We start from the raw sequence: 23846 nt of genomic DNA on the forward strand, positions 1-23846 counted from the left end.
AGATCATGGTCAGACGAGAAGGAAGCTAGAGCCGTCCCGTTCCATCGGGATGGAACAGTCTCCAGGAGACGGCGCATGATGCAGGATTGCCGTTCGATCGCATTCGCCGTGGTAACGCTGCTGCTTTCAGTGATGTCCGCCCATGCCGACGATGGTGCGATCATCGGCCGCTGGTATGCGGCGCTGCTGGTCGCCGATCGCACGGAATTGTCGGACCTGCTGGCCGACGACGTCCGGATAAAACTCGACGACCTCGGTGTGGTGCAGAGCAAGCAGGAGTTCATCGCCGCCATCGACGAATGGCAAGGTGCAGTCGCGGGTGCCGCGATCCGGCATCGGATCGAGAAGACCGAGGACGGCGTCACCACGGTGATCGCCTGCTATGATTTCCCCAACAACGACATGCTGATGCAGGAAACCTTCGCGATTACCGACAACCGCATCACCGCCAGTTCGCAGGCGGCGGTCGCGGAAACCTGCGACGCCTACTGAGCGGAACTTGACCAGCCGCGATATTGCGTGCGGGACTCCAGCGCCCTACATCGGTGACGGTCCCGCCTCCACAGCCATTCAGCGAAAACCCCCAGCGAAAGATGCCCATGCCGTCCACGAAAGCCGTCGACCTCGCCGCCCATCCGCTGACCACCTGGCAAGGGCCGCTCGGCCTGCCCGACTTCGCCCGCATCGGCGACGGCGATTTTTCCGGGGTTTTCGACGCAGCATTGAAGGCGCATGAGGCCGAGATCGAGGCGATATCAGGCAATGCCGAGACGCCGACCATCGACAATACGCTTGCGGCGCTGGAACTCGGCGGCGAGGCACTCGACCATGTCTCGTCGATCTTCTGGTGCCGGGCCGGCGCCCACACCAACGAGGCGATCCAGGCGCTGGAGCGCGACATCTCGCCAAAAATGTCCAGGCATTTCTCGGCGATCTCGATGAACGAGAGGCTGTTTGCCCGCATCGACGATCTCTATCAGCGCCGCGAAGCCCTGAAGCTCGATGCCGAGACGCTGCGGGTGCTGGAAAAGACCTGGAAGAGCTTTGTCCGCTCCGGCGCCAAGCTCGACGCCGAAGGCAAGAAGCGGCTGGCGGCGATCAACGAAGAACTGTCGTCGCTCGGCACCACCTTCAGCCAGAACCTGCTTGCCGACGAGCGCGACTGGGCGCTGTTCCTCGACGAGGCCGACCTTGCCGGCCTGCCGGAGTTCCTGAAAAGCGCGATGGCCGAAGCCGCCGAGATGCGCGGCCAGAAGGGCCGCTATGCCGTCACCCTGTCGCGCTCGATCTACGAGCCGTTCTCGACCTTCTCTGAGCGCCGCGACCTGCGCGAGACCGCTTTCCGCGCCTTCACCATGCGCGGCCAGAATGGCGGCGCCACCGACAACACCGAAGTGGTGCGCGACATGCTGAAGCTGCGCGCCGAAAAAGCGAAGCTGCTCGGCTACGCTTCCTTCGCCGCCCTGAAGCTCGACGACACCATGGCGAAGACGCCGGTGGCGGTGCATATGCTGCTCGACCCGGTCTGGGAAAAAGCCCTGGAAAAGGCCGCAAGCGACCAGACCGAGTTGCAGCGGTTGGCGGCCGAGGCCGGCAGCAACGAAAAATTCGCGGCCTGGGACTGGCGCTTCTACCAGGAGAAGCTGCGCGCCGAGAAGTTCGCCTTCGACGAGGCCGAGCTGAAGCCATATCTGCAGCTCGACCGCGTCATCGATGCCTGCTTCGACGTGGCGACACGATTGTTCGGCATCACCTTCGAGGAAAAGAAGGGCATTGCCACCTGGCATCCGGATGCACGCGTTTTCGTCGTGAAAAATGCCGACGGCAGCGAGCGCGGGCTTTTCCTGGCCGACTATTTCGCGCGGCCCTCGAAGCGTTCCGGCGCCTGGATGAGCGCGCTGAAATCCGGCTATAAGCTAGGCTATGGCTCCAGGCCGGTCATCTACAACATCATGAACTTCGCCAAGCCGCCGGAAGGCGAGGCCGCACTGTTGTCGGTCGACGAGGCCAAGACCTTGTTCCACGAATTCGGTCATGCCCTGCATGGCATGCTGACCGACGTCACCTGGCCATCGGTCGCGGGCACCTCGGTCAGCCGCGATTTCGTCGAGCTGCCCTCGCAGCTCTACGAGCACTGGCTGACCGTGCCGGCGGTGCTGGAAAAGCATGCGCTGCATGTCAAGACCGGCAGGCCGATGCCGAAGGCGCTGGTCGACAAGATGCTGGCGGCGCGCACCTTCGGCGCCGGCTTCGCCACGGTCGAGTTCACCGCGTCGGCGCTGGTCGACATGGCCTACCATGCGCGGCCGGATGGCCCGGAAGAGCCGCTTCGTTTCGAGGCCGAAACGCTCGAAAAGCTCAACATGCCCGACACCATCGCCATGCGCCATCGCACCCCGCATTTCGGCCACATATTTTCCGGCGACGGCTATTCGGCCGGCTACTATTCCTACATGTGGTCGGAGGTGCTCGATGCCGACGCCTTCGCCGCCTTCGAGGAGACGGGCGATCCGTTCAATCCGGCGCTGGCCGAGCGGCTCAGGGAGAATATCTATGCCGCCGGCGGCTCGAAGGACCCGGAAGAGCTCTACACCGCCTTCCGCGGCAAGATGCCCTCGCCCGAGGCGATGATGGTCAAGCGCGGGCTGGTGTAGAGGCTAAGTTTGGTTCCGCGACACAGTGATTTTGACAGGTTGGATGCCGATCGGCAGTGAACGTCGATAGTTCCTGTCAGCGGCCAATTTCAATGGCAGGTCGCAAACCTCTAGGATTGGCAGCAGCCACCAAGCTTTCGTCATCCCAGGGCGGAGCAGGAGCGAAGCGACGTCGCGCAGACCCTGGGATCCATGCCGTAACCTCCGCCGAAGAATGCAGCGGCCCAGAACGGCGCTTGCATCCGCAACGGCGACAGCTACCCTTCCACCATGACCGGCTATGCCTATATGACCGCGAGCCAGAAGCGCGGCACGATCTATATCGGCGTCACCAACGATCTCGGTCGCGGCATGCCGGAGCACAAATCCGGCCAAGGCTCGCGCTTCACCAGCCGCTACGGTGTGCAGCGTCTGGTCTGGTACGAGGAGCATTTCGACATTCGCGATGCCATCCAGCGCGAGAGGTCGCTGAAGCGCTGGCCGCGTCAGTGGAAGATCGAACTGATCGAGAGGACCAATCCAGAGTGGTTCGAGCTTTTTCGCGGAACGGGTTGGTAGCGTTCGGTTCTGGTCCGCCGGAGCACTGCCGCGAGGTCACGGTATGGATCCCAGGGTCTGCGCCGCGTCGCTTCGCTCCTTGCTTCGCCCTGGGATGACGAAGGGAGGGGAGGATTCGGCCAATCTCCGAGGTTTGCGATTTGCCGCCGAGATTGCGACTGACAGGAACGATCGACATTCGCCGCCGATCGGCTCCCGACAAGTCAAAATTACTGTGTCACGGAACTGGCCCCGGATTGCTTGGTGGCGCCTCTCAAGCGCCACCGAGCGCCTCGATGCCTTTCGCCAGCACCACCGGATCGCCCAGCACGCGCAGCGTCTTCAGCCGGGCGGTGCCGCCGGCAACGACCGAGACGGCCGATCGCGGCACTCCAAGCGCCTTGGCGACCAGCCGTTCGAGCGCTTGATTGGCGGCGCCGTTTTCCGGCACGGCGCGGACGCGGGCTTTGAGATGGCTTCGCCCGTCGGCAGACGTCTCGATGCCTTCGAGCCTGTCCATCGCCGCTTTCGGCGTCAGCCAGACGAACAGGTCGACGCCGTCGTCGCGCAAGCGGAACGGCGCGCTCATGGATGGCTCAGACGACCAGCGGCGCCACGGTGGTGAGCAGGAACTGCCGGAGGAAGAACAGGATCAGAAGCAGGATGATCGGCGAAATGTCGATACCGCCGAGGTCGGGCAAGAAGCGGCGGATCGGCCGCAGCGCCGGCTCGGTCAGCCGGAAGAGCATGTTGCTGACGCTATCGACGAACTGGTTGCGCGAGTTGACGACGTTGAAGGCGTAGAGCCAGGAGAAAATCGCCGAAGCGATGATGATCCACCAATAAATGTCAAGCGCCAGGACAATGGTCTGAATGAGGGCTATCATGCCGGTCTCCAATTGTTGCCGACATGTAGCCATTGCGGGCGAAGGCGGCAAGAGCCAGCTGCCGCGGCACGCCGGCTCGATCGCAGGCCGCGCGGCTTTTGGGCCAAACGCAGCCTTGACAGGAAACCGCCGCGCCCGATAAATGCGCCCATCCGCTGGACGGGGCTGTAGCTCAGCTGGGAGAGCGCGTCGTTCGCAATGACGAGGTCAGGAGTTCGATCCTCCTCAGCTCCACCAGCGGAATTTCCAAAGATGCGATTTGAGATTGCGCCCTTCCTGGCCTGGCTGGGCACCGGCCTCACCTATGGCGTGCCCAATGCGCTGCTGCTGTTCGTGCCGTCCTCATCGTCTTCACCTTGCGTCGCACCGGGTTTCTTCTTTACGATGTCGGCGACAATGAAGGGCGGCACACCGGGCGTCCGCTAACTGGCAGGCCATCACGGCGCTCTACGTCATCTCGAGCGTGCTCGCCGGCGGCTTCTTCTATATCGGCCTGATAGAGGCGCCCTCGCTGTCGCCCGCCGAACCGCTGCCTTCGGTGGCAGCCGCCGTCGTCGGCGGAACCTCGATCTTCGGCGGCCGCGGCGGCTACACCGGCACCATCATTGGGGCGCTGATCCTCACCGTGCTGACGACACTGCTGACCATTCTCCAGATGCCGGAGGGCGCGCGGCGGATTCTGTTGGGTTGATCGTGCTGTTCGTGACGGCGGCGTATCTGAGGATTATTGAGGATCGGTAGCCGGAGCTAGCGGATTTTCTTGACTTGCCGCTACCGGATGCACTCTAGCCGGATGGGCCGCTCTGATCTCCCGGTCTTCCATTTCGAAACTCCTTGACCCTGGAGCAATGGCTGATTTTGTGGAGTATGGGCGCAAACGGAGCCGGAAAAACGTGACCCTTACCAATCGAGACATTGTCGAACTTACGGCGTGGCGGCGCAAGCTGCACCAGCAACCGGAAATCTCGAATGAAGAGGAGAAGACCGCTAAAGAGGTCGTCGCCTTCCTCACCGATACAAGGCCGGACAAAGTGCTGACCGGGTTAGGCGGACACGGCGTGGCGGCGATCTACGAAAGTGGCAAAGAGGGGCCGACGGTCATGTTCCGTTCGGAACTCGATGCCTTGCCGATTGAAGAACTTTCAGGCGTGCCGCATTCATCACTCGTGCCGGGCAAGTCGCATATGTGCGGCCATGACGGACATACCGCGATCCTGGCGGCACTTGGCCGCCAGTTGGGGCGCGAAAAACCCGCCAGCGGCCGCGTCGTGCTGATGTTCCAGCCGGCGGAAGAAACCGGCAATGGCGCGGCCGGCGTCGTCGCCGATCCGCGCTTCGGCGAAATCGCGCCGGATTTCGCTTTCTCATTGCACAATCTGCCCGGTGTGCCGTTCGGTGAAGTGCGGCTCAAACCCGGTGTGGTCAACTGTGCTTCACGCGGCATGCGCATCGTGCTGGAGGGCAAGACCGCGCATTCGTCCATGCCCGAGACCGGCATCTCACCCATGATGGCAATCAGCCAGTTGATGCCGGCTCTGCCCACGCTCGGGCGCGGAACCTTCGCCGACGACGACTTCGGCATGCTGACCGTCACACACGCCGCGATGGGCGAAGCCGTGTTCGGCATCGCGCCCGGCAATGCAGAGGTCTGGGCGACGCTGCGCACCCGGCGCGACGATCGTATGGCAAACCTATGCGCCACCGCTGAATCGCTGGTCACACAGATCGCTGGCCAGCATGGCCTTTCTGCCCGGTGGGACTATCACGAGATATTTGTTGCCAGCGTCAACGCGCCGGATGCGGTGGAACATTTGCGGCAAGCTCTCCACGAAGAGGGCATCGTGCAGGAAGAGGAAGGTCTGCCGATGCGCGCTTCGGAAGATTTCGGCCTGTTCGGCCACAGCGCGTCGTCGGCGATGTTCTTCCTCGGTGCCGGCGAGCAGCACCCTGCGTTGCATAATCCGGACTATGACTTTCCGGACGACCTGATCCCGATCGGGTCGAAAATATTCATGCGCGCGGCGCGCAATCTTCTGGGCTGACGTCATCTTCTGGCTGAGCCCGAGCGCCCCATCCGCCCCCTCACACCGCCAAACTCCCTCGCTCCGCCTCCTCCGCATTCGGATCCGCCGGTGCCGTCGCCCAGGCCAGTTCGACGAGCGTCACCGTCCGCCGGCCAGCCCCGTCAAGCTGGCATACGATCAGCCCCTGCTCCTCGATATAGGTCAGCAGGCGCCGGGCGCGGCGCAGCGAGTGCGAGCCGTAGGCGCGGGCGATCGCCGCGTCGCTCGGGCAGGGCCAGCCCTCCTTCGCCGCACGGGCGATCATCATGAACACGCCCTGCATATCCTCGGGCAGAAGCGAGGCGCGCACCGAGACATCCTGCCACGCGTCGTCGCCTGCCATGTCGGAGCCAAGGCCGGCCCGCGCCCGCGTCAGCATGCGGCGGAAGTCGGCCAAGTCCGGCACGACCGAGGCGAGGCCTTCTATGCGGCAGCGGACCACGAATTCCTGATAAAGCACGCCGATCACGCGAAAACCCGCATCGGGCTGCGCCAGCACGGCGCGCAGGACGCGATCCACCCGTTCACGCCGCTCCGCCAGATCCTCGGCGCTGATCGGCGGCTCCACCGGGTCGGGGCGGATTTCCAGCGCCGCCGACTTCGCCGCCATCAGCTGATCGAGCAGATCCGGCGACGACCGGCGCTGCGGCCGGACAGTTTCCGGCGGCGGGGCTGCCAGGATGATCGCGCGGGCGTCCTCCAGTGCGGCGTCCGGCAGCGGCATCAGGCGCGGGGTGCCGTTGCGCGGACTTGTCTCCGTCGGGCCGATGCGCAAACCCAGCGGACGGCGCGACAGCGCCGGGCCCAGCGCCATGAACTGCCCGCGCTCCAGATCGCGAAAAGCCTCGGCCTGCCGCCGCTCCATGCCGAGAAGATCGGCGGCGCGGGCCATGTCGATGTCGAGAAAGGTTCGGCCCATGAGGAAATTGGAAGCCTCGGCGGCGACGTTCTTGGCGAGCTTGGCCAGCCGCTGGGTGGCGATGATGCCGGCCAGCCCGCGTTTACGGCCACGGCACATCAAATTGGTCATGGCGCCGAGCGAGAGCTTGCGCGCCTCGTCCGAAACCTCGCCTGCAACCGCCGGCGCGAACAGCTGCGCCTCGTCCACCACCACCAGCATCGGGTACCAGTGGTCGCGGGCGACCTCGAACAGCCCGCCGAGGAAGGCGGCGGCGCGCCGCATCTGGTTCTCGGCGTCGAGCCCCTCGAGATTGAGCACCGTGGAGACGCGATGGATGCGCGCCCGCTCGCCGGCGCTCTGCAGGCCGCGCTCGGTATGCTCCTCGGCATCGATCACCAAATGGCCGAAACGCTCGCCCAGCGACACGAAGTCGCCTTCGGGGTCGATAATGGTCTGCTGCACCCAAGGGGCGCTCTGCTCCAGCAGCCGGCGCAGCAGATGCGATTTGCCGGAGCCCGAATTGCCCTGCACCAGCAGGCGGGTCGCCAGCAGCTCCTCAAGATCCAGTGCCGCCGGGGCGCCCGCCGTCGTGTGGCCCATCTCGATCGCAACGGTCATGTCTCGACTCTCCTTGGCGAGAGAGGGCTTATCAACCCGATCGCAGCCCGTCGAGCGCGCATGGCCGGCCGCTCGGTGTTGCGCACAGTTGGACGCCGCGGCGGTATCTTCGGACCGATCGTGCTGTTCGTGACGCTGCCTATCCGCAGCGGCAGCGGTTTGGCGCTTCAAATCGACCGCTGGTTGATTCGCTTGGCGACGTCTTCGGCGCTTTCGACGCGCTCAGAATAACGGTTGGGGATGGTGACCATCCGCATCCAGCGGCCGAGGATGCGAAGCTGGTTGACCGCGTTGAAACTCTGCGAGCCTCCGGAAACCTGCATCACCGCGAGTGTACGGCCTTGCGTCGTCCTGACGCCGCCAGCCGAGAGCGGCAGCCAGTCGATCTGCATTTTCATCACGCCCGTCATGGAACCGTGCCGCTCGGGCGAGCACCAGACCTGGGCCTCGGACCAGATCGACAGGTTTCGCAGCTCCTGTACTTTGGGGTGGTCGGCCGATGTCGAATCCGGAAGAGGCAGGCCAGAGGGATCGTAGATGCGCACCTCGGCGCCCAGGCGACGCAAAATGCGGGCGGCCTCCTCCGTGGCGAACCGGGAGTAGGACCGCTCGCGCAGCGAGCCGTAGAGCATCAGCACGCGAGCCTTGTGGGTCGAGCGCGGCGCATCCAGCAGTACCTCCAGGTCGATCGGCCGGAACTGGTCTTCGTCCACATTCGGCAGACTATCTTCGGGCATCCGGTCAGGCAACGCGCTGGCCCTGCGCATCGATGACGACTTCGCCGTCTTCCTTGGTGAACGGACCGATATCCGCATTGGGCAAGATATCGAGAACGACTTCCGAAGGCCGGGCCAGCAAGGTGCCGAGCGGGCTCACCACAATCGGCCGGTTGATCAGGATCGGATGCGCCAGCATGAAGTCGACGATCTCGTCGTCGGTCCATTTGGGATCGCCGAGGTTGAGCGCGGCATAGGGCGTACCCTTCTCGCGCAGCAATTCGCGCGGCGTCATCCCCATCGCCGCGATGAGCTCGACCAGCCGCTCTCGCGACGGCGGGTTTTTCAGATACTCGATCACCTCCGGCTCTTCGCCGGACTGCCGGATGATGGCGAGCGTGTTGCGCGAGGTGCCGCAGTTGGGGTTATGATAGATGGTGATGGTCATTGTGCGGCCTTCATCTGTCTAATTGGCTTAGGTTCAGTGAGCAGCCATCCCGCCAAGGCCATGGCAAGCAGCGCGCCCAGTAGCTCGGCGAGGATGAACCCCGGCAGATCTATCGGACGGATGCCCGCGAACGTGTTGGAAACCGCTCGCGCGATGGCAACGGCCGGATTGGCAAACGAGGTCGATGCCGTAAACCAGTAGGCCGCCGTGATGTAGAGCCCAACCAGCCATGGAATCGCATCCGAACGGAAGCGAAGGCCTGCAAGAATGGTGAAGACCAGGCCGAAGGCAGCCACCAACTCCGCAAGCCATTGTCCGTTTCCGGTCCGCGCGGTTTGGGAGATCTGTAGAATTGGCAGTTCGAACATGGCGTGCGCCAGCAACGTCCCGGCGACGCCGCCCGCAATCTGGGCGACGACGTAGGCCAAGGCTGCGATCGCATCGATTTCGCGCCTGAGAGCGAAGACCAGCGTCACCGCTGGATTGAAATGCGCCCCGGAAATCGGTCCGAGTATGGTGATCAGCACGACCAAAATTGCTCCAGTCGGCAAGGTGTTGCCAAGCAAGGAGAGACCCACATCATCCGTCAGCCTGTCCGCCATGATCCCGGACCCGACAACCGTAGCGACGAGCATCGCGGTGCCGAGCGCTTCCGCGACGAGACGCCGGGGGATGTCTGCCGCCATCATGTTAGCCGGCTTTCGGTAGATCGCGGCCGATGTCATTCAGCCGTTTCTGCAGGGCGAGCTTGTCGATCGTGTTCATCGGCAGGCTGACGAAGATCGAGATTCGATTGTTGAGCATGCGATAGGCTTCGGCGAAGGCCAGATGCTTTTCGGCGTCGGTGCCTTCCACGGCCGCCGGATCAGGCACGCCCCAATGCGCCGTGATCGGCTGTCCTGGCCAGACCGGGCAGGATTCATTGGCCGCGTTGTCGCAGACGGTGAAAACGAAGTTCATTTCATGAGCGCCGGGAACCGCGAATTCCTCCCAGTCTTTCGATCGGGCGAAAGACGTGTCGTGGTTGAGGGTCTTCAAGAGCTGAAGCGCGAACGGATGGACCTCTCCCTTCGGGTGCGATCCGGCCGAATATGCCTTGAACTTGCCGGCGCCGACACGGTTCAGGATCGCCTCGGCGAGGATCGACCGTGCCGAATTGCCGGTGCAGAGAAAAAGAACATTATATGGCTCGCTCATCACACATCCTCCTTCAACATTCGCAAGTGACAGCTTGAATGACGGGCCGGCACAGCTCCGGCGCGCCGTTGCAGCAATCCTCCATGAGATAGGCCAGCAGATCGCGAAAGCCGGTCATGTCGGCGACATAGCGGATCGTTCGGCCCTCGCGCTCGGCGCGCACGAGGCCGGCATGGCCGAGGACCTTCAAATGCGCCGACATGGTGTTCTGCACCGTATCGAGGCGCGAGGCGATCTCGCCGGCCGGCATGCCGTCCGCGCCCGCCCGGACAAGCAGGCGAAAGACTTCCAGCCTGGTGTCCTGGCCGAGCGCTGCCAATGCAAGGAGGGCGGCTTTCTTGTCCATGTATCTATAAATCCAGAGTTAAGGATATTTAGCGCCAACATATGACAGCTGGGTGACGGCAGGCAAGAGCCCCGATATCCAGATTTCGCCGATGTTCTGTCTGGACGGAGGGGCGATTCTCGGCTTGGCCTCAGGGTTTCGATGCCAGCCGCGCACCGGTCTTGACGTCGACCACCTCCGGCTTGCCAGCATCGATCGCACCGTCCCAGCCGCCGCCGAGCGCCTTGTTGAGCGCGATGTAGTCGGTGGCGATGGCGATGCGGCTTTGCAGCAGATCGTCCTCGGCCTCGTAGAGCGAGCGCTCCGCGTCCAGCACCTCGAGAAGGCTTGTCTCCCCGGCCTTGTAAAGCGTGCCTTCAAGGCGTGCCGCGTCCGCGTAGGATTTCGCGGAAGCAGCGAGCTTGCTGTTCCTGATGCGCTCCTGGCGTAGCCCAACGAGCGCGTTTTCCACATCCTCGAGCGCCGTCAGCACGGAGGCCTGGTAGGCGATGAAATATTGATCGCGCTGGGCTTTGGCGACCTCGACGGCCGCCTTCAGCTGACCGGCATTGAACAGCGGCACGCTGAGCGTCGGCCCGAACGACCAGCCGATCGAGGAGTTCTTGCCGAGATCGCCGAGCTTGAAGGCTGACGTGTCGATGTCTCCCGTCAGGCTGACCGAGGGATAGCGCGCCGCCTCGGCCTGGCCGATCTTGGCGGTATATTGCGCATATTGCCGCTCGGCCATGCGCACGTCGGGGCGGGCTAGCAGAATGTCGGCCGGAATCCCGGCCGGGATCGGCAGGCGCGGCGTGGGAATCGGCGCGCTGCGCCTCAGCCGCTCGTTCAAGGCGGAAGGCGGACGGCCGGTGAGCACCGCAAGGCGATGCACCGCTTCGGCGTAGCCTGCTTCCAACGACGGAACGTCTGCCTCGGTGTTGCTTGCCTGTCCCATCGCCTTGGCGACATCGGCCGCTGTCGCCGTGCCGGCTTGCGCCATGGCGCGGGTGAGCACCGCCGTTTGCTTCTGCGAGGCGGCTGCGCGCCGGGCGAGCTGAATGCGAGCCTGATAGCCGCGCGCCTGCGCATAGCTGGACGCCACGTCGCCGACGAGCGTCAGCAGCGTCGAGCGCAGCTCCTCCTCGGAGGCGTCCAGCCCATAGCGCGCGGCCTCGACGCTTCTGCGGTTGGCGCCGAACAGGTCGAGTTCCCAACTGGCGTCAAAGCCGGCCTGGTATTGACTGTAGGCATCGCTGGCAGTTCCGTCCGATGTGGTCGCAGCCGTCTTGTTGCGCGTGGCGGAACCGGAGCCGTCGGCGGACGGGAACAATGTACCGACGCTCTGGCGGTAGCTGGCGCGCGCCTCGCGGATCCTGGCTTTTGCGGTTGCCACATCGAGATTGCCGGCAACCGCTTGCTCGACAAGCGTATTCAGCTCCGGATCGCGCAGGTTCTGCCACCATTTCGACAGTTGCGCCGGCCTGATGACCTTTGCCGGGTTCTGACCGCTCCAGTTCGCCGGCACCGGCAGGATCGGCGTCTGATAATCCGGGCCGACAACGCATCCCGCGAGCAGGACGGCGGTGAGAATAGGCACAATCGTCCGCCTCGCGGCCACCGAGCCACGTTCAAAACCTGTCATATGAAGAACCCTTATTGCTGTTTGGCTATTGTCGGCGTCTCGCCCGTATCCTGCCCAGTGTCCTGTTTGGCCGCCCTGCCCTTGAAGATGCGTCGCACCGTGACGAACAGCAGCGGCACGAGGAACACGCCGATCACGGTCGCAGCGATCATGCCGCCCATGACGCCGATGCCGACGGAGTTCTGCGCCCCCGAGCCGGCGCCACTGGCGATCGCCAGCGGCGTCACGCCGAGGATGAAGGCCAGCGACGTCATCAGGATCGGTCGCAGCCTTTGTCGCGCCGCGTCCAGCGTCGCCTCGACAAGACCCATGCCGGCGGTCTGCCGCTCGATGGCGAACTCGACGATGAGGATGGCGTTCTTGGCGGCAAGCCCTATCGTGGTCAGCAACCCGACCTTGAAATAGACGTCGTTGGTCTGGCCGAACAGGGTCGCCGCCAGCAACGCGCCGAAGATGCCGATCGGCACCGACAGCATGACCGCGAACGGGATCGACCAGCTTTCGTAAAGCGCGGCCAGGCACAGGAACACGACCAGCGCCGAAATCGCATACAGCGACAGCGCCTGGTTGCCTGAAAGCTTCTCCTGATGCGACAGTCCGGTCCATTCGTGGGAATATCCGGCGGGCAGCTGCGCCACCAGCCTGTCGATCTCGTCCATCGCCGCACCCGAACTGACGCCCGTGGCCGCCGCGCCCTGGATCTCGACCGCCGCCGACCCGTTATAGCGTTCGAGCCTGGGCGAGCCGAATGTCCAGTGGCTGGAGGCGAAGGCCGAGAACGGCACCATGGCGTCGCCGGAGTTGCGGACTTGCCATTTGTCGAGATCTTCCGGCTGCATGCGGAAGTCCGGATCAGACTGCAGATAGACAGGCTTCACCCGGCCGCGATCGATGAAGTCGTTGACGTAGTCGCTGCCCCAGGCGGTCGACAGCGTGTTGTTGATGTCGGCGAGGCTGATGCCGAGCGCGCTGGCCTTTTCCTGGTCGATATCGACCGAAAATTGCGGCTGGTCCTCCTGGCCGTTGGGGCGTGTGTTGGCGAGCAGCGTGCTCTTCGCGGCCAAGCCGAGAAGCTGGTTGCGCGTCTGGATCAACGCCTCATGGCCGGCGCCATTGACATCCTGCAGGTAGAAATCGAAGCCGTTGGTGTTGCCGAAACCCTGGATGGCGGGTGGGGCGAGGGCGAAGACCTGGGCATCCCTGATCTTGGAGAAGGCGCCCATGGCGCGGCCGGCGACCGCAGACACGGAAAGGGCCGAGGTCTTGCGCTGGTCGAAATCCTTCATCCGCACGAAGGCGATGCCGACATTCTGCCCGGCGCCGCCGAAGCCGAAGCCGGAAGCCGTGAACACGCCTTCGACCGCGTCCTTCTCTTCGTTCAGATAGTGGTTGGTCACCTCAGCCAGCACGCGCTCGGTACGGTCCTGCGTCGCGCCGACCGGCAGCGATGCGCTGGTGATCAGGATGCCCTGATCCTCATCCGGCAGGAACGAGCTCGGCAGCCGGGCAAACATCCAGCCCATGGCGATGACGATGGCGAGGAACACGGCGAGGAAGCGCCAGGAACGGTTGATGATGCCGTGCGAGCCGTCGCGGTAGGCGATGGTGCCGCGATCGAACATGCGGTTGAACCAGCCGAACGGACCCCTTTGCGTCGCATGGTCCTTGGCAGGGCGCAGGATGGTGGCGCAGAGCGCCGGCGTCAGCACCAGTGCCACCAGCACCGAGAGCACCATCGCCGAGACGATGGTGACGGAGAATTGCCGGTAGATGATGCCGGTGGAGCCGCCGAAGAAGGCCATCGGCACGAACACGGCCGACAGCACGGTGGCGATGCCGATCAGCGCGCCGGTGATCTCGTTCATCGATTTGCGCGTCGCCTCCTTCGGCGGCAGGCCTTCCTCCTGCATGACGCGCTCGACATTCTCGACCACGACGATGGCGTCGTCGACAAGCAGGCCGATGGCCAGAACCATGGCGAACATGGTGAGCGTGTTGATCGAATAGCCGAAGAAGGAGAGCACGCCGAACGTGCCGAGCAGCACCACCGGCACGGCAATCGTCGGAATGATGGTCGCGCGGAAATTCTGCAGGAAGACGAACATCACCAGGAACACGAGCACGATCGCTTCGGCGAGCGTCTTCACCACTTCCTCGATCGACAGGCGCACGAAGGGCGAGGTGTCGTACGGGTAGACGACCTCGACGCCTTGCGGGAAGGTCGAACTCAGGCGATTGATCGTCGTGCGTACCGCTTCCGCCGTGTTGATCGCGTTGGCGCCGGTCGCCAGGCTGACGGCGACGCCGGCGGCCGGGTTGCCGTTGTAATGGGCTTGGGTGGTGTAGCTTTCGGCGCCGATCTCGACCTTGGCGACATCGTTCAGCCGCACCAGCGAGCCGTCGGTATTGCTCTTCAGGATGATGTTGCGGAACTGCTCGGCGGTCTGCAGCCGGCTCTTCGCCGTCACCGTGGCGTTGAGCTGTTGGCCCTTGCGCGCCGGGAGGCCGCCGAGCTGGCCGGCCGAAACCTGCGTGTTCTGCGCCTCGACGGCCGTGGCGACATCGCTCGGCATCAGCGAATATTGCGCTAGTTTGTCCGGGTCGAGCCAGATGCGCATGGCATAGCCGGAGCCGAAAAGCTGCGTCGAGCCGACGCCTTCGACGCGCTTCAGCGTGTCGTTGACGGTTGAGTCAACATAGTCCGCGAGGTCGGTCGAGTTCATCTTGCCATCGCTGGAGACGAAGCCGACGACCATCAGGAAGCCGGTCGAGGATTTGGAGACGGTGATGCCGTTGTTCTGGACCACCTGCGGCAGCTGCGACTGCACGAGCTGCAGCTTGTTCTGCGTCTGAACCTGGGCGGTGTCCGCGTTGGCGCCGCTGGTGAAGGTCAGCGTGATCGAGGCCTCTCCGGTCGAGGTCGACGTCGCCGTCATATAGTCGAGATTGTCGATGCCGGTCATGCCTTGCTCGATGACCTTGGTCACCGAGTTCTCGACGGTCTGGGCGTCGGCGCCGGGATAGCTGGCGCTGATGTTGACCGTGGTTGGAGCGATCTGCGGGTATTGCGAGATCGGCAGCGATTGCAGCGCCAAGAGGCCGCCCAGCATGATCACGATGGCGATCACCCAGGCGAAGATCGGCCGGTTGATGAAGAATCCCGACATCGCTTCAGTTCCCGGTTGCGCCGGAGGCCGGCTGCTTGGCGGCACCGGCGGCATTGCCGCCGGCGGCGGTCGCCGAGGCGGAATTCTGCTCGCGGTCCTTGATCTCGCCGGTCGTCTCGTCGATCGTCACTTCGACCGCGGTCGCGTCGCCTCCGGCGCGCACCAGCTGCAGGCCCTCGACGATGACGCGGTCACCGTCGCCGACGCCGGAATCCACCAGCCAGTTGTTGCCGACGCTGTTGCGCACGCTGAGCACACGCTGCTCGACCTTGCCCTGGGCATTGACGACCATGGCCGTCGCCTGGCCCTTGGGGTCGCGGGTGACGCCGCGCTGCGGCACTAGGAAGCTGTTTTGGGCGACGCCTTCCTCGACGATGGCGCGCACATACATGCCGGGCAAGAGCAGCCGGTCGGGATTGGGGAACTGGGCTCTGAGTGCGAAGGTGCCGGTCGACTGGTCGACATTGGCGCCGGCGAATTCCAGCTTGCCGTTCTGCGCGTAGATGGTGCCGTTGTCGAGCTTCAGCTTGACGCTCACATTGGTCCCGCTGAATTTCAGCCGGCCTTCGTTGATCGCCTGGCGCAGATTGAGCAGGTTGGTGCTCGACTGCGTGACGTCGACATTGATCGGATCGAGCGAGCGAATGGTGGTCAGCACCGTTTCCTGGTTGGCGGTGACCAAGGCTCCCGGCGTCAATGTCGATTTGTCGATCCTTCCGGCGATCGGCGCGGTGATCGAGGTGCGATTGAGGCTGATCTTCGCGGTTTCGACGCTGGCCTTGGCCGACGCGACGTCGGCCTGCGCCTGCGCCAGCGTCGCCGCGGCATCGTCATAATCCTGCTTCGAGACGACGTTCTGCTTCAGCAGCCCGGCATAGCGGTCGAACTTGGCCTGGGCGGTGGGCACCGCGGCTTCAGCCTTCTGCCGGGCCGCGACGGCGCTGTCATAGGCGGCCTGATAGCTCGCCGGGTCGATGAGGTAGAGCGGCTGCCCCGCCACCACCTCGGCACCCTCCTGAAACAGGCGCTGCTGGATGATGCCATCGACCTGCGGACGCACCTCGGCGATGAGGGAGGCGGCGGTGCGGCCCGGCAGTTCGGCGGTGATCGCAACCGACTGCGGATGCAGCGTCACGACGCCGACCTCGGGCCTGCCGGCACCCCCCATGCCTGCAGGGGCGTTGCTCTGCTCCTGCGAGCAGGCAACCAGAAGAAGCGCCGCGCACAGCATTCCGGCCCAGGGCGGGAGCCGGCGTACCGGCAACGGAGACTGACTAGACTGGATGCGCATGGCCTGGATCTTTCCCTGAAATTACTGAAGCCGCCTGGCTGCCGGCATCGGATGGTTCCACCAGGAGCCGGCTGAGATGCCGGCCGAGGAAGCGCTGGATGTCATCCATGAAGGTGTAGACCACCGGCACGTAGACGAGACTGAGCAGGGTCGAGGAGATGAGTCCGCCGATCACTGCGATCGCCATCGGCGCGCGCGTCTCGGCGTCGGCGCCGATGCCAAGCGCGATCGGCAGCATGCCGGCGCCCATGGCGATCGACGTCATGACGATCGGCCGCGCCCGCTTGCGCGCGGCGTCGAGCAGTGCCTCGAAGCGACTCATGCCGCGCTCCTTCTCCGCCATCAGAGCGTACTCTACGAGCAGGATCGAGTTTTTGGCCGCGATGCCAATCAGCATCAAAATGCCGATCAGCGGCGATATGCCAAGCGCCTTGCCGGTGATCAGCAAGAAACCCAGAGCACCGCCGACCGACAGTGGCAGCGCCACCAGGATCGTCACCGGCTGCACGAAGCCGCGGAAAAGCAGGACCAGCGTCAGGTACATCAGCAGGATACCGGCGGCGATCGCCGTGGCAAAGCCTGAGAACAGTTCCTGCATGCGGGCGGCGTCGCCGCGCGCCAGTTCATGCAAGCCCGCCGGCAAGTTCCGCATGGCCGGTAGAGCGCGGATCGCCGTGGTCGCCTCGCCGAGCGTGATGCCCGAAAGGTCCGCCTCGACGGTGGCGCTGCGGCTGCGGTCCACCCGCGCAATGCTGTTCGGGCCGGCGCTGAAGCTGATGTCGGCGATGGCGGCAAGCGGCGCCGTGCCCTTGCTGCCGGTCAGCGGCAGGATGGCGAGCTTCGCGGGATCGTCGATGGCGCCATCGGGCAAGGTCACGACGATCGAGACCTGGCGATCGCCGAGATTGAATTTCGGCAGGCTGGTGTCGGTGTCGCCGACGGTAGCGACTTTCACGGTCTGGGCGATCTCGGTCGGGGTGATGCCGAGCTCGGCCGCCTTGGCGCTGTCGGGGCGCACGATCAGCTCCGGCTTGGTGGTCGCGGCCGTTGAGGTCGGATTGCTGAGGCCGGGAATCGACTTCATCTGGTCGATCAGCGCATCGCTGGTCTGCTGCAGCGCATCACCATTGTCGCCCACCAGTGTAATCGACACCTTGGCGCCGGAAAAACCATCGGCGCCGAACTGAACGCGGGCTCCCGCAATGTCGTTGAGCTTCGGTGAGGCCGCGGCCTCGAATTCCTGCTGGCTGACCGTCCGCTCGTCGCGCGGCTTCAGATTGACGGTGACATTAGCGCTGCGCACTTCGGCCGAGCTCGACCCACGGTTCGGTCCGCCACCCGACTCGGCCGCCGTGCCGATCGTGGCGAAGATGCCGTCGACCGCCGGATCAGCTTCCAGGCGTTTGGTGATGTCCTTGACCACGGCCGTTGTCTGCTCGATCGTCGATCCCGGCTGCAGCTCGACCGAGATCATCGAGCGGCCGCGATCGGTCGCCGCCATGAATTCGGTCGGCAGTTGCGTCGCCAGCGCCATCGAACCGGCGAAGAAAGCGATGCCGGCAAAAAGCGTGACCCAGCGATGGTCGAGCGCCTTGCGCAGCAGCCACAGATAGGTTGGCACCCAGGCCGGCGTGTCGTCTTCGCTGTGGCCGCCGGCGCGCACCAGGTAGGCGCCCATCAACGGGGTCAGCATGCGCGCCACCAGCAGCGAAAACAGCACCGACACGCAGACCGCGACCGCGAAGCTGAAGAAGAACTTTCCGGGAATGCCGGGCATGAAGGCCACCGGCAGGAAGACGGCGACGATCGTGGCGGTGGTCGCCACCACGGCGAGCCCGATCTCGTCGGCGGCCTCGATCGCCGCCTGATAGGCGCTGACGCCGGCCTGGCGCATGTGGCGCACGATGTTCTCGATCTCGACGATGGCGTCGTCGACGAGGATGCCCACCACCAGCGACAGGGCCAGCAGCGTGATGTTGTTGAGCGAGATGTCGAACGCCGCCATCACCGCGAAGGTCGGGATCAGCGACAGCGGCATGGCGACCGCCGACACCAGCGTCGCCCTGATGTCACGCAGGAACAGCCAGACGACGCCGATGGCAAGCAGCGCGCCGAGCCACAGCGCCTCGAACGCCGCATCGTAGCTTTCCCTTACGAAGCCGGAAGACGAGGTGACCTCGGTGAACTTTGCCGCGCTCGTCTTCGAACCCATCTCGGCGATCGCGGCGCGCGCGGCCTTGACCACGTCGATCTCGCTCGAGCCGACGGACCTGTAGATGTTGAAGGCGACGACCTCCCTGCCGTCGAGATAGGCGGACTGGCGCGGCTTTTCCCAGCTGTCGACCACCTTGCCGAGGTCGGAGAGTTTGACGTCGCCGGCTTTCGAGAACGCAACGCGCGTATCGGCCAGCGCCTCGACGGTGGTGACGCTGCCCAGCGTGCGCACCGACTGCTCCTGGCTGCCGATGGTGGTGCGGCCGCCCGGCTGGTTGACGTTGATGGACGCGAGCGTCTGGCTGACATCGCCGGCGCTGATCCCAAGTGCTGCAAGCCGGTCGGGATCGAGTTCGACGCGGATGACCCGGTCGACGCCGCCCGAACGGGTGATCTTGGACACGCCGTCGACGCCGAGCATCGCCTTGGCGACGTCATTGTCGATGTACCAGCTCAGCGCGTCGGGCGACATCGCTGGCGCCTCGACCACATAGGTCAGCACCGAATTGCCCGTCGCATTGACCTTCGCCACCACCGGCGCCTGGGCGGCCGCCGGCAGGCTGGACTGCACGCCGGAAACCGCATTGCGCACATCGTTGGCGGCGGTCTCGGGATCGGTGTCGAGCGTGAACTCGACCGTGGTGACCGAGGAGCCTTCGCTGAGCGAGGTCGAGACGTCGTCGACGCCGTCCAGGCTGGCCACGGCGTTCTCGATGACCTGCGCGACCTGCACTTCCATCTCGCTCGGCGCCGCACCCGCCTGCGTCACCGTGACGGTGACCGTCGGCAGGTCGATGTCAGGCATGTTGTTGGTGCGCAGTTGCATGAAGCCGTAGAGGCCGGCAATCGTCAGCGACAGGAACAGGACGATGGTCGGAACCGGATTGCGGATCGACCAGGAGGAAATGGCGTTCATCGCGCCGTCTCCGCGCTCGACACGGCCTGGTCGCTGTCGCCCGCTGCAACGCGAACGAGATTGCCGTCATTGAGCAGGCCGGCGCCAGAGACGACGACGCTCTCGCCCTCGCTCAGCCCGGACACAATGGCGACGCGGCCATCCCAGTGGCTGCCGGTCTCGACGCTACGCGCCGCGACCTTGCCATCCTTGCCGACGACAAAGACTCCCGGTCTGCCGTCGCGCCAGGTCATGGCGCTTTCGGCAACGTTCAGCACCTCCGCCGTGGACGTGGCGATCGAGACGCGGGCAAACATGCCGGGCTTGAGCCCGGAATTGTCCTGCGGCGCGACATAGACCGTGCCCAGCCTTGTGGTGCCGTCGACATTCTCGGCGATCGAGCCGACCTTGCCGGAAGACACCTTGCCGGAAGCGTCGGTGATGGTCGCCGCCTGGCCGGTCGTGATCGAGGCCAGGTTTTTCTCGGGCACTTGCACGGCGACCTCGACCTTGCCGTCGCGCACGATTCTCATCAGTTCCGTGCCGGATTGAACGATGGACCCGGCAACCGCCGGCCTGGTGGAAACCGTGCCGTCGAAGGGAGCATGGATTTCTGTGCGCGCGAGTTGCGCGGCGATATTGTCCGCCGCCGCCTCGGCCTGCGCGAGCTGCGCCTGGCTGGTCTTGACCGTGGTTGCTTTTTCCTCGGCCGTCTCGGCGCTGATCGCATTGCTGGCGATGAGCTTCCTGGCACGGGCCGCCGCCGTCTCGGCCGCCTCCAGCGTGGCGCGCGCCTGCTCGGTGGCTGCCTTCTGCTCGGCAAGCTGGGCCCGCAGCACCGTATCGTCGAGGCGCGCGATCACCTCGCCCTTGCTGACATGGTCGCCTTCGGCAACGAGGACCTCGGTCAGTTGCAGGCCGCTGGTCTGCGCGCCGATCGCGGCTTCCTGCCATGCCTGGGCCGTGCCGGTGGCGGTGATCGCCGCGGCGATTTCATCCTTGCGCACCGTTTCGACCGAAACCGTCAGCGAGGCCTGCGCGACCGCCGCCACACGGTTCGCTGCCGCGCCGGCCTCGCCCGCATCGGCATTGCCACGGCCATAGGCCTTGAGTATGGCGGCGACCGCAATGGCAAGAATGACGGCGCAAAGCAGCAGGTATTTCTTGCGCGATGAACTAGCGGCCATGGGTCTTTTCACCGTCAACTGAATTCTCGATAAGGGGAGCGCCGAGCGAAAGCCGCCAGGTGCCGAAGACGAGCCTGGTGGCGCCGGTGAAGGCCTGCAGCGACCGCAGCGTCGCCGCCGAACCGCGGCGATGCTGCTCCGGCGCGGCCGCCATCAGCAGCCGCAGCATCAGGAACATCTCCCACATGGAAGTCTCCTTCACAAAAAGGCCGGCCGGCCCGATCGCGGGGTAGGCCAAACGGGCCGGCCGGTGCAGCCGGTCAGAGTTGCCCGCCCGTCCGGGGTAGGGGTGGCGGAAGCGGCCTGCCAGAATCGGGCAGGCCTCCGGGGCCGGCTGCATCATCCGGCGGATTGTCCCATGGCCCTTGGGGTGGTCCATGAGGTCTGTCCGCCGAAGCAAGGATTTCGAGCTGTTCGGGCGTCAGCTTGACGCGAAGCGCGGCAATCGCCTCCTTCAGCTTTGCAGCCGAGGCGGCGCGTTGGGTCAGATCGTCTGCCAGTCCTTCCTGGAAAGCGAAGGCGCGCGGAGCCTTGGCGCCGGGCGCTTCCGCGTCGGCACCACCCGGGCCACGATCGGGCCGCGCCAGCATCGCCTGCAGCGCGCTGGTGTAGTCGCGCCAGGCGTCGAGCTGCTCCGTCCTGATGCCGATGCGCGTCTCGAGCGCGGAAAGCCGGGCGGCGAGCATCTCCGGCGGCGGCCCCATGCGGCCGGGACCAAAACCGTCCGGTCCATGCCGCAGCGGCCCGCGCCGGCCGGGCCAGGGCATCGGGCCATGGTCCGCATCGTCCTGCCGGGCCATCGCCGGCGGTTCGTTGCCGGGCGCCGCGGCGGGGTCGGGCTGCGCCGCCAGCACGGGATGGATGGCGGCAAGCGAGAACAGGCCGAGCGCAAGAAATCTGCTTTGCATGATGGTGTTCCTTTCTCTCATGCTTCGGACGGCAGGAGGATAGGGAGCATCTTTTTCCGCTTCGCTTCGGCGTATTGCCGAAGGTTTCCGGAAGAAGGAGATTTGTTTCCGAATGTTTCCGCGCCCGGGCCGGAAACACTCGGTTGCAATTTTCCATGCCGCTCGGGCGTGGCTCTCGCTATATCAAGGGGCAAGCAAGGGCACGGCAATGCAGTCACAACCCCATATTCTCGTCGTCGACGACGATCGCGAGATCAGGACGCTTCTCCAGCGCTACCTGGACGGCCAGGGATTTCGCGTCTCGGTCGCGGCGGATCGGCGCGAATGCGAGCACAGGCTGGCCACCGGCCAGTTCGACCTGATCGTGCTCGACGTCATGCTGCCCGACGGTTCGGGGCTCGATATCTGCCGCAGCCTGCGTGACCGCAAACCACACATTCCGGTCATCCTGCTGACCGCGCTGAAGGAGGATGTCGACCGCATCATCGGCCTTGAACTCGGCGCCGACGACTATCTCGGCAAGCCGTTCAATCCGCGCGAGCTCATCGCCCGCATCCGCGCCGTGCTGCGGCGCTCAGCGCCCGAGGAGCCGCTGGCTGCGCAGCGCCCGCGCATCTACCGCTTCGCCAGCTACAGGCTGGAGCCGGACACCCGCAAGGTGACGGATCCGCAAGGCGTGGCCATCGACCTCACCGGCGCCGAGTTCGATCTTTTGCAAGTGTTTCTTGACCGTCCCGGCCGGCTGTTGACGCGCGACCAGCTGCTCGACCTGACGCAGGGCCGCGAGCGCGACCCGCTCGAACGCTCGGTCGACGTGTTGATGAGCCGGCTGCGGCGTAAATTCGCCGACGCCGGCGATGGGCCGCTGTTCAAGACGGTGCGCAATGGGGGCTACCAGCTCACCGCGAGGGTCGAGACGGTGGAGAACCACGCGTGAACTCACTGCGCCGCCGCCTCATCCTGCTGCTGGTCGCTTCGATCGTCGGTGTGGTCGGCCTGGCGACGGCCGCCGTCATCAGCGTGCGTGGCGGGGGGCCACCACCGGAACTGATCATGCCCTGGGTTGCCCAACAGATGGAACTCGTAGTGCGGCTTCTGCCCAGCCAGATTCCAGATGTGCTGCCGGTGCAACTGAGCGACCATCCGGCCGGCGGCAGGGTGGACCGGGACGAAACGGCGATGCTCAACGACATCCTGCGCCGCCGGGGTCTCGACGTCCTGGCCGTCGTCAACGACAAAGCTGGAGAGCCCGGTCAGCTTGCGTCGGTGCGCCTGCACGACAATCGCTGGGCGATCATCGAAGTTCCCCACATCACGCCGCCAAAGCGTGAGTGGCTGGTTCTCGCCGGCTGGATCTCGCTGATTGTGGCCGGCGCCACGGCCGTCTCGGTTTATTTCACCTCCGTGCTGATCCGGCCGGTCGAGATGCTGGAGGCCGCCGTTTCCAAGATCGGGTCGGATGGCGTGCTGGCGGCGGTGCCAGAGGTGGGTTCGGCCGAGGTCAAGGCGACGGCGCACGCGCTGAACCAGCTTTCGTCGCGACTGAAGACCGCTATGGAAAGCCGCATGCGCCTGGTCGCCGCCGCCGGGCATGATTTGAGAACGCCGATGACGCGCATGCGGCTGCGCGCCGAATTCCTGGCTGGCAACGAAGAACGCGAGAAATGGCTGCACGACCTCGATGAGCTCGATCGCATCGCCGACAGCGCCATCCGACTGGTGCGCGAGGAGGTTGACCAGGATGCCGTCGAGCCGGTCGAGTTGGACCGGCTGGTCCGCGACATCGAGGCCGAGATGGTTTCACTCGGCCATGCCGTGTCGGTCGGCCATCTCGACAAGGTCTCGGTCAGGGCAGGCGCGCTCGGCCTTCGCCGCGCGCTGCGCAACCTGATCGTCAACGCCGCCACGCATGGCAAGGGCTGCGGCATCTCCCTGTCCGCAGCCGACAACCGCGCCACCCTCACCATCGCCGATCGCGGACCCGGCATTCCGCCCGAGCTGCTCGGCAAGGCGTTCGAGCCCTTCTTTCGCGTCGATCCCGGCCGCAGGCAGTCCATTCCAGGCGCCGGCCTCGGCCTCGCCATCGCCAAGGAAATCATCGAACGCCACGGCGGCGCCATCACACTGGAGAACCGCCCGGGCGGCGGCCTTTCACAGAAAGTGGTTTTCAATGCGGTTTCCTGATTCAGCCGTTTG

Annotated in this window: 21 protein-coding genes, 1 tRNA gene and 1 pseudogene; 8 read left to right on the forward strand and 15 right to left on the reverse strand. The window is 65.0% G+C overall.

The window, feature by feature from the left end:
- The first annotated feature begins 75 nt into the window (after nt 1-75).
- The 3 genes from EJ066_RS05850 (at nt 76) to EJ066_RS05860 (ending at nt 3212) form a co-directional block, all read left to right on the forward strand.
- The gene (locus EJ066_RS05850) at nt 76-492 is read left to right on the forward strand and encodes a nuclear transport factor 2 family protein (RefSeq protein ID WP_126035755.1); all 417 of its coding nucleotides are present in this window, start codon (nt 76-78) and stop codon (nt 490-492) included.
- A gap of 107 nt (nt 493-599) precedes the next feature.
- Entirely contained in the window at nt 600-2654 is a 2055-nt protein-coding gene (locus EJ066_RS05855; protein ID WP_126035756.1) for a M3 family metallopeptidase, read from the forward strand.
- 270 nt (nt 2655-2924) lie between these two features.
- Nucleotides 2925-3212 (forward strand): GIY-YIG nuclease family protein, encoded by a 288-nt coding sequence (locus EJ066_RS05860; protein ID WP_126035758.1) that lies wholly within the window; start codon nt 2925-2927, stop codon nt 3210-3212.
- Nucleotides 3213-3465: 253 nt separating this feature from the next.
- Here the strand turns inward: EJ066_RS05860 and EJ066_RS05870 are convergent, their stop codons facing one another.
- Nucleotides 3466-3780: a DUF167 family protein gene (locus tag EJ066_RS05870; RefSeq protein WP_126035762.1), complete on the reverse strand. Its 315-nt coding sequence runs from the start codon at nt 3778-3780 to the stop codon at nt 3466-3468.
- Between the two features lie 7 nt (nt 3781-3787).
- On the reverse strand, nt 3788-4078 hold the full coding sequence (locus EJ066_RS05875; RefSeq protein ID WP_023800489.1) for a YggT family protein: 291 nt from the start codon (nt 4076-4078) through the stop codon (nt 3788-3790).
- A gap of 161 nt (nt 4079-4239) precedes the next feature.
- Between EJ066_RS05875 and EJ066_RS05880 the strand changes: the two genes are divergently transcribed.
- The 3 genes and pseudogenes from EJ066_RS05880 (at nt 4240) to EJ066_RS05890 (ending at nt 6120) form a co-directional block, all read left to right on the forward strand.
- Nucleotides 4240-4315: transfer RNA gene (locus EJ066_RS05880), tRNA-Ala, on the forward strand.
- Between the two features lie 24 nt (nt 4316-4339).
- Nucleotides 4340-4819, forward strand: a pseudogene (locus EJ066_RS05885) (ABC transporter permease); the annotation flags it as partial.
- 152 nt (nt 4820-4971) lie between these two features.
- Complete coding sequence (locus EJ066_RS05890; protein WP_126035763.1) at nt 4972-6120, forward strand: amidohydrolase; 1149 nt, start codon at nt 4972-4974, stop codon at nt 6118-6120.
- Nucleotides 6121-6160: 40 nt separating this feature from the next.
- Here EJ066_RS05890 and EJ066_RS05895 read toward each other — a convergent pair whose 3' ends face one another.
- From EJ066_RS05895 to EJ066_RS05955, 13 genes are all read right to left on the reverse strand, one after another.
- Nucleotides 6161-7660, reverse strand: coding sequence for an ATP-binding protein (locus EJ066_RS05895; protein ID WP_126035765.1), 1500 nt, complete (start codon nt 7658-7660; stop codon nt 6161-6163).
- 167 nt (nt 7661-7827) lie between these two features.
- A complete protein-coding gene (locus EJ066_RS05900) occupies nt 7828-8427 on the reverse strand; it encodes an NAD(P)H-dependent oxidoreductase (RefSeq protein ID WP_245455086.1) in 600 nt (199 codons plus the stop codon).
- The gene (arsC, locus tag EJ066_RS05905) at nt 8402-8824 is read right to left on the reverse strand and encodes an arsenate reductase (glutaredoxin) (RefSeq protein ID WP_126035767.1); all 423 of its coding nucleotides are present in this window, start codon (nt 8822-8824) and stop codon (nt 8402-8404) included. The genes EJ066_RS05900 and arsC overlap by 26 nt, the downstream gene beginning before the upstream one ends.
- Nucleotides 8821-9510 carry an MIP/aquaporin family protein gene (locus EJ066_RS05910; protein ID WP_126043760.1) on the reverse strand — a complete coding sequence of 230 codons (690 nt, stop codon included), beginning with the start codon at nt 9508-9510 and terminating at the stop codon, nt 8821-8823. The genes arsC and EJ066_RS05910 overlap by 4 nt, the downstream gene beginning before the upstream one ends.
- Before the next feature lie 4 nt (nt 9511-9514).
- Complete coding sequence (locus tag EJ066_RS05915; protein ID WP_126035769.1) at nt 9515-10021, reverse strand: arsenate reductase ArsC; 507 nt, start codon at nt 10019-10021, stop codon at nt 9515-9517.
- A gap of 13 nt (nt 10022-10034) precedes the next feature.
- Nucleotides 10035-10367, reverse strand: a complete 333-nt coding sequence (locus EJ066_RS05920) for a metalloregulator ArsR/SmtB family transcription factor (RefSeq protein WP_126035771.1) — start codon at nt 10365-10367, stop codon at nt 10035-10037.
- Between the two features lie 130 nt (nt 10368-10497).
- The gene (locus EJ066_RS05925; protein ID WP_126035772.1) at nt 10498-11988 is read right to left on the reverse strand and encodes an efflux transporter outer membrane subunit; all 1491 of its coding nucleotides are present in this window, start codon (nt 11986-11988) and stop codon (nt 10498-10500) included.
- Nucleotides 11989-11999: 11 nt separating this feature from the next.
- A complete protein-coding gene (locus EJ066_RS05930; RefSeq protein ID WP_126035774.1) occupies nt 12000-15155 on the reverse strand; it encodes an efflux RND transporter permease subunit in 3156 nt (1051 codons plus the stop codon).
- A gap of 4 nt (nt 15156-15159) precedes the next feature.
- Complete coding sequence (locus EJ066_RS05935; protein WP_126035776.1) at nt 15160-16446, reverse strand: efflux RND transporter periplasmic adaptor subunit; 1287 nt, start codon at nt 16444-16446, stop codon at nt 15160-15162.
- Nucleotides 16430-19576, reverse strand: coding sequence for an efflux RND transporter permease subunit (locus EJ066_RS05940; RefSeq protein WP_126035778.1), 3147 nt, complete (start codon nt 19574-19576; stop codon nt 16430-16432). Before EJ066_RS05940 ends, EJ066_RS05935 begins: the two co-directional genes overlap by 17 nt.
- A complete protein-coding gene (locus tag EJ066_RS05945; RefSeq protein WP_126035780.1) occupies nt 19573-20742 on the reverse strand; it encodes an efflux RND transporter periplasmic adaptor subunit in 1170 nt (389 codons plus the stop codon). The genes EJ066_RS05940 and EJ066_RS05945 overlap by 4 nt, the downstream gene beginning before the upstream one ends.
- Complete coding sequence (locus EJ066_RS05950; protein WP_126035782.1) at nt 20732-20929, reverse strand: hypothetical protein; 198 nt, start codon at nt 20927-20929, stop codon at nt 20732-20734. Before EJ066_RS05950 ends, EJ066_RS05945 begins: the two co-directional genes overlap by 11 nt.
- Before the next feature lie 73 nt (nt 20930-21002).
- A complete protein-coding gene (locus EJ066_RS05955) occupies nt 21003-21650 on the reverse strand; it encodes a hypothetical protein (RefSeq protein ID WP_126035785.1) in 648 nt (215 codons plus the stop codon).
- A 208-nt stretch (nt 21651-21858) separates the two neighbouring features.
- Between EJ066_RS05955 and EJ066_RS05960 the strand changes: the two genes are divergently transcribed.
- The gene (locus tag EJ066_RS05960) at nt 21859-22587 is read left to right on the forward strand and encodes a response regulator (protein ID WP_126035787.1); all 729 of its coding nucleotides are present in this window, start codon (nt 21859-21861) and stop codon (nt 22585-22587) included.
- Nucleotides 22584-23834: an ATP-binding protein gene (locus EJ066_RS05965; RefSeq protein WP_126035789.1), complete on the forward strand. Its 1251-nt coding sequence runs from the start codon at nt 22584-22586 to the stop codon at nt 23832-23834. The genes EJ066_RS05960 and EJ066_RS05965 overlap by 4 nt, the downstream gene beginning before the upstream one ends.
- Nucleotides 23835-23846 lie beyond the last annotated feature (12 nt).

The organism is Mesorhizobium sp. M9A.F.Ca.ET.002.03.1.2 (assembly GCF_003952365.1).
Classification (GTDB): Bacteria; Pseudomonadota; Alphaproteobacteria; order Rhizobiales; family Rhizobiaceae; genus Mesorhizobium.